General features: G+C 68.5%; 9 protein-coding genes. 3 read left to right on the top strand and 6 right to left on the bottom strand.

The features are described 5' to 3' along the window. The 3 genes from IZR01_RS40765 to IZR01_RS40755 all read right to left on the bottom strand — a co-directional run. Positions 1–946: DUF4349 domain-containing protein (locus tag IZR01_RS40765; protein ID WP_194926970.1), on the bottom strand; the 946-nt coding region annotated here is incomplete at its 3' end. A gap of 192 nt (positions 947–1,138) precedes the next feature. Then, complete coding sequence (locus tag IZR01_RS40760; protein WP_194926969.1) at positions 1,139–2,749, bottom strand: LamG-like jellyroll fold domain-containing protein; 1,611 nt, start codon at positions 2,747–2,749, stop codon at positions 1,139–1,141. 182 nt (positions 2,750–2,931) lie between these two features. Then, the gene (locus IZR01_RS40755) at positions 2,932–3,417 is read right to left on the bottom strand and encodes a MarR family winged helix-turn-helix transcriptional regulator (protein ID WP_194926968.1); all 486 of its coding nucleotides are present in this window, start codon (positions 3,415–3,417) and stop codon (positions 2,932–2,934) included. Positions 3,418–3,514: 97 nt separating this feature from the next. On the opposite strand from IZR01_RS40755, the gene IZR01_RS40750 reads away from it, so the two are divergent. Beyond that, the gene (locus IZR01_RS40750) at positions 3,515–3,934 is read left to right on the top strand and encodes a nuclear transport factor 2 family protein (RefSeq protein WP_194897840.1); all 420 of its coding nucleotides are present in this window, start codon (positions 3,515–3,517) and stop codon (positions 3,932–3,934) included. An 82-nt stretch (positions 3,935–4,016) separates the two neighbouring features. Here IZR01_RS40750 and IZR01_RS52720 read toward each other — a convergent pair whose 3' ends face one another. Beyond that, the gene (locus IZR01_RS52720) at positions 4,017–6,425 is read right to left on the bottom strand and encodes a DUF8508 domain-containing protein (RefSeq protein ID WP_194926967.1); all 2,409 of its coding nucleotides are present in this window, start codon (positions 6,423–6,425) and stop codon (positions 4,017–4,019) included. 340 nt (positions 6,426–6,765) lie between these two features. On the opposite strand from IZR01_RS52720, the gene IZR01_RS40740 reads away from it, so the two are divergent. Continuing rightward, complete coding sequence (locus tag IZR01_RS40740; RefSeq protein WP_194926966.1) at positions 6,766–8,451, top strand: beta-1,3-glucanase family protein; 1,686 nt, start codon at positions 6,766–6,768, stop codon at positions 8,449–8,451. A gap of 88 nt (positions 8,452–8,539) precedes the next feature. Then, the gene (locus IZR01_RS40735) at positions 8,540–10,948 is read left to right on the top strand and encodes a pectate lyase-like domain-containing protein (RefSeq protein WP_194926965.1); all 2,409 of its coding nucleotides are present in this window, start codon (positions 8,540–8,542) and stop codon (positions 10,946–10,948) included. A 75-nt stretch (positions 10,949–11,023) separates the two neighbouring features. Here the strand turns inward: IZR01_RS40735 and IZR01_RS40730 are convergent, their stop codons facing one another. Both IZR01_RS40730 and IZR01_RS40725 read right to left on the bottom strand, forming a co-directional pair. Then, complete coding sequence (locus tag IZR01_RS40730) at positions 11,024–13,246, bottom strand: alpha-galactosidase (protein WP_194897836.1); 2,223 nt, start codon at positions 13,244–13,246, stop codon at positions 11,024–11,026. Between the two features lie 75 nt (positions 13,247–13,321). Continuing rightward, positions 13,322–14,719: beta-1,3-glucanase family protein (locus IZR01_RS40725; protein ID WP_194897835.1), on the bottom strand; the 1,398-nt coding region annotated here is incomplete at its 5' end.

The raw sequence follows: 14,719 nt of genomic DNA, 5'->3' as shown, positions 1-14,719 counted from the left end.
TGTATAAGAGACAGGCCCGCCGCCGCGCCACCACCCGCGCCGATCGCGTCACCGGCCACCACAACACGGCCGCCAGCGCCGCGAACGGCAATAGCACGCCGATGATCACCAGCAGCACCTTCACCGTGCCCATGAACGCCTGCCAGCCGTCATGCAGTCCGCGCTGGAACGCGTTCTGGTGCTTGGGCGTCGGGGTCGCCGCCGGGGCGGTCGCCTGTGGCACGAGGAAGGTGACGGTGATCGTGGATAGCGATACCTGATCGTTCAGTGCGGCCAGCTGTGCCTGCATCGACTCCAGGTCCGACTCGCGGCGCGACAGCTCGCCTTCTAGTGTCACCACGTCGGACAGGTTCGTCGCGCTCTTCATCAGGTCCGTGATGCGCGCGATGCTCGCCTGCTGTGCGGTGATGCGGGTGCCGGTGTCCACTACCTGTGCCGTGACGTCGGATGCCGAGCGGGTCTCGTCTTGTACGACGCCGCCGGTGCCCAGCTGTCCGATCACCTTCTCGAACGCCGCCGACGGTACCCGGAGTGTCACAGTGGACTGAGTCAGTCCCTGCACGTCCGGCACCGTTCCGGACTGTGAGTTCTCGCCGCCCACGAATCCGCCGTTGCTCTCGGCCAGTGTTTCGGCGTTCGCGGTGGCGGCTGTGACGTCCTTGGTACGCACCGTCATCGTCGCCGAGTAGACGATGCTGCGCCCGGCCACCGGCGCCTTCGCCAGCGAGTTCTGCCCCGCCGAGGGCGCTGCCGCCTGGTTCGGCGCCGAGTCGCCCGACGCCCCGCCGCCGGAGTTGCCGACGCCCGCGGGACCGGCGGCCCTGGCTGCGCTCGACGACGCGCTCTTGCTGCTGCCGGCACCGCACCCGGCACTGAGCCCGACTATCACTATCGCGGTCAAGACCGCCGCGGCCCGTCTCCGCCCCACATGAGTACCCTGGCTCATTCGTAAGCACCCTGACTCATACGCCAGACCCTCCCGAGACCCGACTCGGCCCGGCCGTCCTTATTGGCCGGCCTGTGACCGAGCTGTCACGGCACTGGGACGACGGCGCGTGGCCCGCGGTTCCCGGTCAGGGCCTCACGGTTCGGTCACAGGCTGGCGTCGGAACGGTGCTGGCGGTGTTGTTAGGCGTTCCTAGTGGTTCGCCACCGGGACCGCATTGATCTGCGCGGCGGTGAGCGGCTGGTTGAACACCTCGACGTTCGACAGCGCGCCGTTGAACCAGTCCGTCGCGTTCCCGTAGTACTGAGCGCGCCCCATGGCCAGGGGGCCGTTCGACACGTATGGGGTGGGGTCGCTGACCGTCTGCTGGAGCTGGCCGTTCACATACAGCTGCATCTGCTTGGTGCCGGCGTCGTAGACCCCTGCGAGCCTGGTCCAGGTGGTGGCGGCCGCCTTGGCGGTCGAATACGCGCGGTAGGCGGTGGGGTTCGGGCCGTCCACGCTCACCCGGGAGAAGGCCCAGACGCCGGTCGGGCTGTCGGGGCTGTTGCCCATGTACTGGAGGTAGAAGCCGCTGTTCTGTGAGGCGTCCTGACTCACCATGGTCTGTTCGGCGGGGGTGTCGGCCGCGGCCAGGTATACGTCCGCGAGGATCGTGAAGCTCCCGGTGGGGCTGGTGTCGACCACCGGCCCGGTGGTGACGATCTGGCTGTTCTTCCCGTTGAACAGGCAGGAGGTGCCGGCCCACCAACCGTTCGACGCCGCACCGTTGTGCACGGTCGTGGAATCGATCGCCGTGTTGCCCGTGGTCTGGTTCAGGATCCAGTTGGCGATCGGTGTCGGTACGGTGACCGGAGGGGGTGCCTGCTGCGTGGTCGGCTTGGCCGCGGGCTTGGACGTGCTGGGTGCGGCGGGCGCGGAACTCGTGGACGGCGGCGCCGAGGTCGAGGCCGGGGGCGGGGACACGATCACAGGCTTCTGCGAAGGCGGCGGAGTGCTCGACGCCGTGGGGACGTCGACGGTCGGCACGCCGGCCAAGGCGACTTGTGCGGTGGCATTCGTGGCCACGGAAGGCCGGAACGCCAGCCACAGACCCGCGAACAGGATGACGACCGACGCCAGAACCGCGAAGAGCCCGCCGAGCCAGCGCGGCAGCAGCGCCGTCTGGTTGTAGGCGCCGGCGGCTGTGACCGGCTGGCGGCCGGAGACCTGCAACGTCGTGGTGTAGGGGTGGTTGACCTTCTGCCCGAACCACAACAGGCGCTCGGGACGCATTCGCAGCACACTGAAATGCGCGCGGCCCGGCTGGATTTGCAGACTCGGCTTCCGGATGTCGATGTCGACCCGGTTGCCCGGCCCGGAGGCCGAGACCGAAGCGGTGGCCAGGGCGTTGCCGTAGTTGGAGACCACGAGCCGCGGCCTGGCGCGCCGCCAGCCCCGCACCGTCGGCGGCAGCATCTCGGCCCGGACGTCGACGAACGAGGCCACGGTGAGGGTGCCCTCGGGCACCATGACGTCCTCGGGGTTCTCCACCGGCGTCACGCGGACCCCGTAAGGGTGCGGTCCCGCGGCGGAATCGGAAGCCCGCGGCGGGGAGAACGTCAGGGTCACCTCGCCGGTCGTCCCCGGATACAACCGGATCGTCGCGGGCTCGACGACGCACCACACGGCCGGATCCCCGACCACCTCGACGCGGTACTCCTCGACGATGTCCCCGGCGTTCCTGATCCGGAGGTCGACGACAGCGCTATCCCCGGTTTCGACCGCGGCTGACAGCGGTTCCAGGTTGACCCACTGGCTCACTCTGAAAAGCTAGCGGCCGGGCGGTCATTCGGCAGCGGCTGGAAGGGCCACGTCGAGGGCAGGCATTGTTGCCCGAACGGACCTTTGTCGGGGATACCGGCCGTGGGATGCAGGGGGCGGTATAGGGCCCATAGGGCCGCCGGCGCGGGGCGCGAAGTAGCGCGATGATGGCTGCTCGGCCGTTACCGCCCGCGACCCGGCCGCGCCGGTGCAGGTGCCGGCGCCGATGCCGATGCCGATGCGACCATCAGCGACAGCAGCCGGTTGAGTTCGGCTCGGTCCTTGGTGGAAAGCATGGCGAAGAGTTCGTCCTGCATCGCCTTGAAGGAGTCTTCGAGCTCAGCGAGCAGCGCCCGGCCGGCCTCCGTGATCTCCAGCCGGTTGCGGCGCGGGTCGGCGGGATCAGGTTCGCGGCTCACGAGCCCGCCGCGCTCGAGCCCCGCGGTCTCGTCGGAGACGCTTCGGCGGTCCATGCCGAGCCGGCGTCCCAGATCGGCCTGGCTCGAAGGTCCGAACTCCTCGAGGACAGCCAGCATGCCGTAGGCGGCTTTCGAGGCGCCGAGCCTGGCCACCAGGTCCGTCGCGAGCTGGCCGGCCTGCGCGGCCGTCAGGGTGATCGCGTAGCTCGGCAGTGCGCGCAGCCGTGCGGGCGCCTCGGTGAAGTCCACTCTCGTGAGACTAGACCAGCACTCCTGCCTCGGCTAAGTTGAAAGAACAGCGTTGAATATACAACGCTGCGTTGTAGTCTCAACGAAAGGCTGTGGCATGACCAGCACTCCCGACCTCGTGGTCCCCCGGATCTTCGCCGCGATCGACGACCACCGCTTCGACGACCTCCCCGCCTTCTACACGGCGGACGTGCGAGCCGACACCGCGGTCGGACGGATCCACGGCCGCGACGAACTCGTCGCCGCGCAGCGTGCGATCCACGAGCCGGTGGCAGCCCTCCAGCACCTCGTGACCGGCGTCATCGTGGCGCCCCGCGAGGACGACGCCGACGCCGACGTCCGAGCCAACATCGTCGCCACCTTCTGCGATGACCAGCACCGCCCGACCCTGGAAGGCGGCAGCGTCTGGCGCGGTCGGTTGCGCCGCCGTGGCGATGACTGGCAGGTCTGCGAGTTCAGCCTGGACCTGGTCTGGTCTCGCGGCGAGATACCGGCCGAATGGGGCGTCGCGAGTTGATGGCCGCTGCCGCACGGCGCCGAAGCACCGTGCGGCCGCCTGCTGGCTACCGCCTACCGCCTACTACGTACTGCCTACCGCCTCAGACCTTGAACCGCACCACCTGCGGGTCGTGGTCGCTGGCCTGGTCGGAGTACTCGGAGTTGACGTGCACCACCTGGTAGCTCAGGTCCTTGATACCCTTGCTCACCAGGATGTGGTCCAGCACCTCGGACACGCCCTCATAGTCGTACGTGTACTGCTCGTTGATCGGCAGGGTGCCGATCAGGTCGGTGAGGATCGAGGTGCCGGTGCCGTCGGAGGTGCCGGTGCGCAGGGAGTTCACGGCCGGGCTGAACTGGTAGTCGTTGAGGTCGCCGAGGACCACCACGTCGGCCTTCTTGTCGACGTCGAGCAGGTTCTGCACGAAGTCGTGCTCGACCTGCGCCTGGCCGGCGCGCTGGATCGCCGAGGACTGGGCCGGGTACTGGAAGCGGCCGTCCTGGCTCTGGTCGCCGAGCTTGGCGACGAAGTGGTCGGCGATGACGAAGACGTCCTTGCCTCGGAACTCGAACTCGCCGACCAGCGGCTTGCGGCTGGCGGTCCAGACCGGGTCGGTCGGGTCGATGCGGCCCGGGGACAGGGTCAGCGCCGGGTCGCCGTGCTTGCTGACCACCTGGGTGCCGGTGGTCGTGCGGTCGGCGTTCGCCGGGCCGGAGTCCACGAACTTCACCCGGGCCGGGTTGTACAGGAACACGGTGCGGATGTTGCCGCCGGGCTGGCCGCCGTCCTGGTCGTTGGCCGGGTCGATCTCGCGCCAGGCGTAGTGCGGGCCGCCGGCCGCCGCGATGGCCGCGGTCAGCTTGGTCAGGGTCTGGTCGGCGGCGACGGTGCCGTCGTCGGTGGCGCCGCTGTTGTCCTGGACCTCCTCGACCGAGACGATGTCCGGGGTGGCGAGGTTGGTGACGATGCCGGCGCCCAGGCGCTGGAACTTGGCGGCCGGGTCCGACGGGGCCAGGTTCTCCACGTTGTACGTGGCCACCGACAGGTCCTTGGCCGGGTCCGGGGCGGCGACGACCGGGGCCAGGTGGTTGTTCTGCACGGTGCCCAGCGTCGAGGCCGCGATGAGGAAGCCGCCGTACTGCGAGTAGTCCAGCGGGCCGACGGTCGCGCCGGTGAAGACGTCGCCGACGTTCACGTGCGGGTTGCTGCCGTCGGCCGGGACGACCTCCAGCCGGCCCGAGGGCGTCTGGTTCTCGCCGAGCAGTTCCGAGCCGCCGCGGTAGGTGGCGGCCTCGTTCGGCTTCACCGTCACGTATTGCTCGCCGTAGGTGTCGGACGGGCCGACCACGCGCGCGTCGTCCACCTCGACCCGCATGCCCTGGATCGAGCGGTAGAAGTCGAGCACCGAGCGGGTCGGGACGACCGGCGTGCTCTCGATGTTCGCGCCGCCCAGGTTCGGGGCGTAGGTCGCCGGGACGTTCGCCGCCGACAGCACGATCGGGGCCGGCAGCGCGTTGCCGCTGCTGACCTCGGTGACCGTCGGGCTGCCGATCTCGGTGACCGACAGGTTCGAGGTGGTGGCCACGGTGTCCCCGCTGGCCAGCGGGTAGTAGGCCTGTGCCTTGCCGGAGACCAGCACGGAGTCCCCGACCGCGACGGTCGGGGCCGAGCCGGTGTAGACGAACAGCGCCTCGCTGGTCGCGGGGTTGGCGTCCGGGGTCGGGTCCTGGATCCAGAAGCCCTTGGAACCGCTGGTGCGCAGCGCCGTCACGATGCCCGGCACGTTGGTCACGGCCTGGCCGTTCACCGGCGAGACCCAGCCGGCGCCCTGGATGTCGTGGATGCGCAGCGGACCGGGCTGGGTGCCGCCGCCGGGGCCGGAGCCGCCGGGGGTCGGCGTCGGGTCGCCGGCGGTGAAGTCGGTGCCGTTCTGGTCGGTGTCGGTTCCGGAGGCGTTGCGCGCCACCGAGGTGCTGTTGCTCGCCGCCGGGGCGTCGGCGGAGCCCTCGTGGATGACGGCGGTGCCGTAGCCGACCAGGTCCTTGATACTGCTGTCGGCCGCGCAGTCGGCGGCGGTCTTGCAGCTCAGGGCGGTCTGCGAGGTGACCAGTGCCACCGTCCCGGCGGTGCCGCTGAGGTTGATCGCGCCGGTGGCGTCCGGCGTCGGCAGATCGGCGGTGCCGCCGGTCCCGGCGGCCTCGGCTATCAGGTAGGTCTTGCCCGGGGCGATGCTGCCCGACAGGTTGGAGACCTGCCACGTCGTGGCGGCGCCCGGCGCAGCCGAGATGTACTGCACCGACCAGGACGCCAGCGACACCGGTGCGGTGCCGTCGTTCCGCAGCTCGATGAAGTCGTTCTTCAACGTGGCGCCGGAGTTACCGCCGCCGCCGTACACCTCGTTCACGACGACGTCGTTGGACACCGTCGCCTGCGCTGCGGGCAGCGCCAGCAACGCGGCGATGGTGCTGGCCGAGACCGCGGCCGCGGTCAGTACACGGGTCCTGGACACAGGTTCTCCTCGTCAGGGGTCTCAATCGGCACACAGTGTTCGGCATCTTCGCGAACTGCGAGCGTCCTGGACAAGGACAACAAGTGCTGATGTGGGGTCGGCCGACGGGTGATACCGCCGCGGGCGTTCGATCCCGTTGATCCGTAATCCGTTTTGTGGGGCGGCGATTAAAAAAGTCCCGCGGAAGCGGTTGACGGACGGCTCGCGCGTTTTCATACTCTGACCCAACCGGCGTATCGGAAACGTTTCCGGAAGCTCTTGCGCTACGCCGACTCACTCACTTGTGCAGCGGGGTCTGGATTCACGGCTCGTGGTCGATACTTCCAAGGAGAGTGCTCGCATGACGGTCAGCCGCAGAAAGTTCCTCGCCTCCTCAGCCTTCGTGGGCGGTGCCGCGCTCTTCGGCGGTGTCGGTGTCGACGTGTTGGGCTCGCGCGCGTCCGCCGACACGGCCGACACCGCGTCCACGCTGTCCGTGGCGTTGAAGAACAACACCACCTCGAACACCGTCTACGCGTTCGTCACCGGGCAGGCGATCAGCAACAACGCCCTGGTCCTGCTCGAATCGGACGGGCGGACCCTGTACTACCCCGCTTCGCCGGGCTCGACTGGCGCCCCGCTGGGGGCGAACTGCGCGATTGCGCTGGGCGGACCGGGCTCGACGACCACCATCACCATTCCGCAGATCGCCGGCGGCCGGGTGTGGTTCTCGATCGGCAGCCCGCTCACCTTTCTGCTCAACCCCGGCCCGGCTCTGGTCGAACCGTCGGTGAGCAACCCTTCGGACCCGAACATCAATCTGCGGTGGGACTTCTGCGAGTTCACCTTCAACACCGCGCAGTTGTTCGCGAACATCTCCTACGTGGACTTCGTCTCCATCCCGATCGCGATCAGCCTGACCGACACCTCGGGGGCCGTGCAGAACGTCACCGGGATGCCCTCGGGCGGCCTGGACACCGTGTGCTCGGGCCTGATCGCGCAGCACAACGCCGACGGCGCCGGCTGGGACCAGCTCATCGTCACCTCGGGCGGGGCGAATCTACGGGCCCTGAGTCCGAACAACGGGATCGTGATGAACTCCTCGTTGTTCTCCGGATACTTCCAGCCCTACGTCGATCAGGTCTGGTCCAAGTACGAGAGCGCGTCGCTGACGGTCGACACGCAGGCGTCCTGGGGCAGCGTGACCGGAAACGTATCCGGCGGCGTGCTGAACTTCCCCGGCCTGGTCAGCTACGCCCAGCCCGCGGCCAAGGACATCTTCAGCTGTAGCACCGGGCCGTTCGCCGACACCGCGGGCGAGATCGGCGCCGTGTCAGCGCGACTGTGTGCGGCGTTCAATCGCAGCACTCTGCTGATCGACGCCAATCAGCCCGACGGGGAGAACGCTTCGACCTACTACCAGAACACGATCACCAATCACTACTCCCGGATCGTGCACGCGGCGAACACCGACGGCCTCGGCTACGCCTTCCCCTACGACGACGTCGCTCCGGCCAGCGGCGCGAACCAGTCCGGCGCCGTCAGCTCCGGCAGTCCGGCGCTGTGGACGATCACGCTCGGCGGCGGGGGCGGCGGCAGTACCCCGCCGCCGCACACGGTCACCGTCAGCTCGCCCGGCAACCAGACCAGTACCGTCGGCGCCGCGGCGAACTTGCAGATCAGCGGTACCGACTCCAGCGGTGGTTCGCTCACGTTCACCGCCAGCGGATTGCCGACGGGCGCGAGTATCAGCGCGGCAGGACTGATCACCGGCACGCTGAGCACCGCGGGCAGTTTCAGCACGACTGTCACCGCGACCGATTCGGGTGGGACTTCGGGAAGCACCTCGTTCACCTGGACGGTCAACACGGCCGGCTCGGGCGGCGGCTGCGCCGGCGCTCCGGCCTGGAGCGCGACCACCGCGTACGTCCCCGGCAATCAGGTGACGTACGCCGGCGACTTGTGGACGTCCACCTGGTACTCCACCGGCGCGGTACCCAACGCCCCGCAGTCCTGGGACGTGTGGAAGAACGACGGGGCCTGCTGACCAACCGCGGAGGCGGCGCGGGTGCGCTCGTCGCAGGCATCTGCGCTGTTTCCGGCGGAAAGCGCGAAACCGACAGTGAGGATCGTCCATGCCATTCAAAGACGCATTGAGCCGCCATGCGCGCCAGCGTGCCGGCGTGCTCGCCGCGGTCTGCGCTCTGGTCGCAGCCGGCCTGGCGGCCGTCGCGACTTCCGCGACCGCGGTGCCGACCGCACCGGCGGCCACCGGAAATCTCGTACAGAACTCGGGATTCGAGTCCGGGACGCTGGCGCCCTGGTCCTGCCCGAGCGGTAACGGTTCCGTGGTGGCCAGCCCGGCGCACTCCGGTTCCCATGCCCTGCTCGGCACGCCGACGAGCAGCGACGACGCACAATGCTCGCAGACGGTGAGCGTGCAGCCGAGCTCGTCCTACACCCTGACCGCTTGGGTCGAGGGCAACTACGTCTACCTCGGCGACACCGGAACCGGCACCAGCGATACCAGCAACTGGACGAGCAGCGGCTCGTGGACCCAGCTGAGCACCACCTTCACCACCGGCGCCGCCACCACGAGCGTCACCATCTGGCTGCACGGCTGGTACGGCCAGGGCAACTACTCGGCTGACGACGTCACGCTGACCGGACCGGGCGGACCGACCTCGCCCCCGCCCACATCGCCGACCACGACCCCGCCGACGACGCCTCCCACGACGCCCCCGACGACACCCTCGACGACGCCCCCGACCAGCCCGTCATCGAGTCCGTCCACCACGCCGCCTCCTCCGACCGGCGGCAGCCTGGGCGCGAACGTGATCGTGATCAGCCCGAGCGAGTCGGTCAGCACGATCGCGAGCACCCTGAACGCTCTGGGCACCCAGCAGGCCCCGAACCAGTTCGGCAACCAGCGCTACGAGATCCTCTTCGAACCCGGGACCTACGGCTCCACCGCGGCGCCGCTGGACTTCCAGATCGGCTACTACGAGAGCGTCGAGGGACTGGGCCAGAACCCCGGCCAGGTCGTGATCAACGGAACGATCGACTCCTGGAACCAGTGCACCAACGGCGTGCAGACCCAGTGCTATGCCACGGACAACTTCTGGCGGTCGATCTCTAACCTCACGATCAACGTCACCGGCCTGACCGGCTGTAACGCGGGCGAGGACGTCTGGGCCGCCTCGCAGGCCTCGCCGATGCGCCGGGTCGTGGTCAACGGCAATCTGACGCTGATGGACTACTGCGGCGGGACGCCGGGCTGGTCCAGCGGCGGCTTCATCGCGGACTCCGAGCTCAACGGCACGGTGGAGAACGGCTCGCAGCAGCAGTACCTCGTGCGCGACAGCAACATCAGCAGTTGGACCAACGGCGTCTGGAACCAGGTGTTCTGCGGCGATCCCGGCGCCCCGGCGCAGAGCTTCGGCAGCACCCCGGTATCGGCCGGCGGCCCGCAGCCGTACACGACACTCGGCACCTGCCCGAAGACTGAGGAAGAGCCGTACCTCTACACCGACGCCTCGGGGAACTACAACGTGTTCGTCCCCTCGCCGCAGACCAACTCCAGCGGCCCGACCTGGACCAACGGCAACACCCCCGGCACTGCACTGGCGCTGAGCACGTTCTACGTCATCAACGCGTCGAGCACGATCGATCAGATCAACGCGGCCCTGGCGGCCGGCGACAACCTGCTGTTCACGCCCGGGGTCTACAGCTACAGCAAGACGATCGACGTCACCAAGCCCGACACCAAGATCCTCGGTCTCGGCTTCACGACCCTGATCCCGACCGCCGGCCAGACCACGATGAGCGTGGCCGACGTCAACGGGGTCAACATCTCCGGCCTGATCTTCGACGCCGGACCGACCAACTCCCCGACCCTGCTGACCGTCGGGACTCAGGGCTCTACGACGAGCCACGCCAGCGACCCGGTGAGCGTTGACGACGTGTTCTTCCGCGTCGGCGGCGCCGAGGCGGGATCGGTGACCGACGCCTTCGTCGACAACAGCGCCAACTCCCTGCTGGACAACATCTGGTCCTGGCGCGCCGACCACGGAGCCGGCGCCGGCTCCTGGACGTCCGACACCGCCGCGACCGGCCTGACCGTCAACGGCGCCAACGTCACGGCCTACGGGCTCGCCGTCGAGCACTATCAGCAGTATGAGACGGTCTGGAACGGCCAGGGCGGCACCGTCATCTTCTTCCAGAACGAGAACCCCTACGACGTCCCGAGCCAGGCGGCCTGGATGGCCACCCCGAGCCAGAACGGCTACCCGGCCTTCTACATACCCTCGGGCGTCACCACGTTCCAGGGCTACGGCATGGGCAGTTACTCCAACTTCGACCTAGGGGTGCCCATCGAGAACGCGGAGGCGTTCCAGGCCCCGAACACTTCGGGCGTCCAGTTCAACGACCTGCTGACCGTGTGGCTCAACAACTCGGGCGGCATCCAGTCGGTGATCAACGGGACCGGAGCGGCTGTCAGCTCCACGAATGCGGGGCCGGTGAACGTGGTCACGTACAACTGAGGTAGTCCGGTAGCGCAGTGCACGACACGGGACGGGCCGCAGATCCCTGCGACCCGTCCCATGCGCCGGCCCGACTCAGGGGACGAGCGACCACTCCTGATTGGCGCCGCCGTCCGCGGTCCACTGGATCACGGCGGTACCCGGCGCGGTCTCGCTGTTGGTGACGTCGATCAGCTGGCTGTCATACACGCTCTTCAGCCCGATCGCGCCCGGCCCGTCGTCCACCAGCGTCCACTGCGAGTTGCTGTTGCCGTCGGCGCTGAACTGGATGAGCTGGGTTCCGGTGGCGGTGGTCGGTCCCGGGATGTTGACCAGCTTGCCGCTGTTCGAGTTGACGATCGTGTACGCGCCGTTCGCCTGCTTGGCGAACGTCCACCTCTGGTCGGACCGTCCGTTGTCGGAGTACTGAAGCAGGGTCGCGCTGTTGGCGGTCGAGTCGCCGTTGACGTCCAGGCGGCCGCCGGTCGCCAGGTTCTCCACGCGGTAGGCGACGTTCGGGTCTGGGACCGGGACCAGAGTCCACTGCTGATTGGCGCCGCCGTTGGCGGGCCACTGGATCACCGGTGCGCCGGCGCTGGTCGAGGCGCCGGATACGTCGGCGAGGAGGCCGTCCGCGGAGGATTTCAGGGTGTAGGAGCCGTTGCCGGTGGGGACGAGGCGCCACTGGGTGTCGGTGGCGTTGTCGTCGGCTGCCTGGATCAGCTGTGCGCCCTGGCCGGTGGAGGGGATGGCTAGTTGCTGGTGGCTGGTGCGGTTCAGGACCTTGAAGCTGCCGTCGCCGAGCGGGGCGAGCTGCCATTCCTGGTCCAGCCCGTTGTCAGCGCTCTGCTGCACAACGGATGTGCCCGAGGTCGCCAGGTTCAAGCCGCTGTTGGTGTTGACGATGTCGTAGGACATCGCGGTGGAGCCGACCGCGCCGGTGGGCGTGACCCGGAGCAGCGTCGTGCCGTGGGCGGGCAGCTGGACGCTGTAGCCGGCGGCGAAGCTGCCGAGGTCGGTGTGCGACCAGTCGTCGTGCACCGCCGCCGCGGAGCCGGTGAAGCCGATGTCCTGCCAGTTCACGGCGGCGGTGGCCGCGGAGCCGGACAGGTTGAACAGCGCGACCGTGTAGCTGCCGTCCCCGTTGGGGGCGTACCAGGCCTGCTGCGCCGTGGTGCGGTCGACGGCGCGCGCCGGGTGGCCGTTCTGGTCCACGGCCAGCACCTCGGGGTTGGTCATCAGGCCGAGGTCGGTGGCGTCCAGGTTGGTCAGGTCCACGCCGAGGGTGAGGTTGGAGTTCTCGATGGCCCACAGCGTCAGCTGGGTCTTGCGTTCGTCGACGGTCAGGCCGTCGTTGGCGCCGTTGCCGAGTTCCAGGGAGTCCAGGTCGTTCCAGCCGCCGGTGATGCCCTTGCCGATCCACGGGACGACGTCGGAGAACCGGGCGGAGACGTTGTTCCAGTCGGTCAGCGGATAGGAGGAGCCGTTGGCGCCGCAGTAGCACTCGACGTCGCCGTCGATGCGCCAGCCGTTGGAGTACTGCTGCCAGGAGGAGGCGTTCGCGGGCGTCAGCGAGTTGGACAGCTCCAGGTGGATGGTGCGCCCGGTCTGGTTGAGCGCCGCCGACCAGTGCTGGACGTCGGCGACGGCCTGGGAGTCGCCGTCGTTGGGGCTGACGCCGTCGATCTTCAGGTAGTCGATGCCGTAGCCGGCGAGCTCGTCGGCCCAGGAGTTCAGGAAGGCCTGCGCGGCGGCGGGGTTCTTGGCGTAGTCGATGTAGTACATCCGGCCGCTGCCGAAGTTGTAGTTCGTCTCGTAGCTGCTGGTGTTGGAGACGATGTCGCGGGCGTGGAACGAGGTGCCCTGGATCGGGGTGTTCTGGTTGTACGCGGCCACCGGTATGCCCGGTGTCAGGTACATGCCGAACTTCTCTCCGAGCCCGTGGATATACGAGCCCAGATTCGCCATGCCGTCCGGGAACGGCGTCGAGTTGGTGACCCAGCGGCCGTAGGCGTCCACGGTGGTCTCCGGGTCGAGGTACCAGAAGTCGTCCAGGTTGATGTACTTGTACCCGGCGTTGACCAGGCCGCTGGTCGACATCGCCAGCGCCTGGGCCTTCATGGCGGCCTCGGTGGGGTGGTTGCGCAGGAACGACCAGCTGCTCCAGCCCATCAGCGGCGTGGTCGCGGCTCCGTTGCTCTGCGCGTGGGCCCGGGTCTGGTGACCGTCCACGACGAAGAACGACAGGGCCAGAGCCAGTAGCGCGGCAAGGAATCGGTGTCGGTGTCGGTGGGGATGTGCGGGGGAAGATGTTGTCACTTGGGCTCCCGGTGAGGATGGGGGGTTGCTGCCGACTCGTGGGACTGCTGTCGATTTGTGGGGACTGCTGCCGACTTAGCCCGTGTACTGCACCGTGATCTCATCGAGGTTCACGTAGTTCGAGCTGCCTAGTGAACTGTTGTAGATCACGGATATCGTGTTCGCCCCGGCGTTCAGGGCGACGCCGGGGATGGTGACCGTGCTCCAGGAGGACCAGGAGCCGGTACCCGGCAGGGTCAGGTTGTTCACGACGCCTGCGCCGTTCACGTAGATGTAGCGCGAGGCGTTGCCGGCGGCGGCCGAGTATCGCAGGGTGACGCTGTAGCTGCCGCTCTGGCTGACGTTCGGGTGCAGGTCGACCCACTGGCCGTCCTTGTTCCAGCCGGCGACGTATCCGGTGCCGGTGTAGCCGGGATAGATCGCTTCGGTGCCCAGGCCGTGCAACGTCCCGTCCTCGGCTTGCACCTGGACGGCCGGGCTGCTGCCGCCTCCGCCGCCGTGGACGGGGCTGAGGGTCACGGTGAGCAGAGTGGGGTTGGGATCCACGACCGCGCCGGACTGGTCCACGCCGCCGGTCGGTGCGACGTCGTCGTACGGGAAGGCGTACCCGCGGCCGTCCAGGCTGGTGGCGTGGACGATGCGCGCGTAGTGGTTGGTCTGCGCGTACTGGTAGTAGTCGGCGGGGTTCTCCCCGGCGGGCTGGTCGGAGTCGATCAGCAGCGTGGTGCGGTTCATCGCGGCGCTGATCCGGGCGGTCAGCGCGCCCATCTCGACCCCGCTGGTGTTGAAGGGCCCTGAGTTGCAACTGAAGATGTCGGCGCTGGACGGCTTGGCGAACGAGCCGACGCCGGGGAAGTCGAGCACGCCACCGGACACGTTTCCGGTCACGGTGCCCCACTGGCCCTGGGTGTCGATGGACAGCGTCTGGGAGCTGTACTTCGACCAGACCTGGTCCAGGTACCCGTCGAAGTAGCCTGACAACAGCGAGGGATTCTGCACGATGCCGTTGTTGGGACTGAGCGCCCGCAGGTTCGCGCCGCCGTTGGTGACCACGAGCTGGTTCCAGCCCTGTCCGTCGGCCGCGCTCTGGGCCTGAAGCGCGGACGACACCGTGTCCAACGCGCCGGCCGGCAAGCCCAGGGCGGTCTGGGTCCCGGCCGCGCCGGTGGACGTCAGCGCGATCGGGATGGCCACGAAGTCGACCATGCTGATGTTCGCCCACAGGTTGGTGCTGTTGAACGTGAACTCGCAGAAGTCCCACATCAGGTTGATGTTGGGGTCGGTCGGATTGCTGACCGAGGGGAAGACCAGCGCGGGACCGGGGTTCACCAGGAAGGTCAGCGGGCTGCCGATGGAGAACCAGATACGGCCGCCGGCCAGGTGCGGGATGGTGATGCGGGTGGTCGAGCCGCTGGCGCCCAGCGGGATGGCGCAGTTCGCCCCGAGCGGGGTGAGCGTCGAGGAGGGGGAGGG

The organism is Catenulispora pinisilvae (assembly GCF_015356865.1).
In the GTDB taxonomy this organism is placed as follows: domain Bacteria; phylum Actinomycetota; class Actinomycetes; order Streptomycetales; family Catenulisporaceae; genus Catenulispora; species Catenulispora pinisilvae.
This window is presented reverse-complemented; position numbering and strand designations above follow the sequence as displayed.

Coding starts and splice junctions, on each gene's coding strand:
- IZR01_RS40735 (WP_194926965.1), top strand. CDS start 8,540: ATGCCATTCAAAGACGCATTGAGCCGCCATGCGCGCCAGCGTGCCGGC.
- IZR01_RS40750 (WP_194897840.1), top strand. CDS start 3,515: ATGACCAGCACTCCCGACCTCGTGGTCCCCCGGATCTTCGCCGCGATC.
- IZR01_RS40740 (WP_194926966.1), top strand. CDS start 6,766: ATGACGGTCAGCCGCAGAAAGTTCCTCGCCTCCTCAGCCTTCGTGGGC.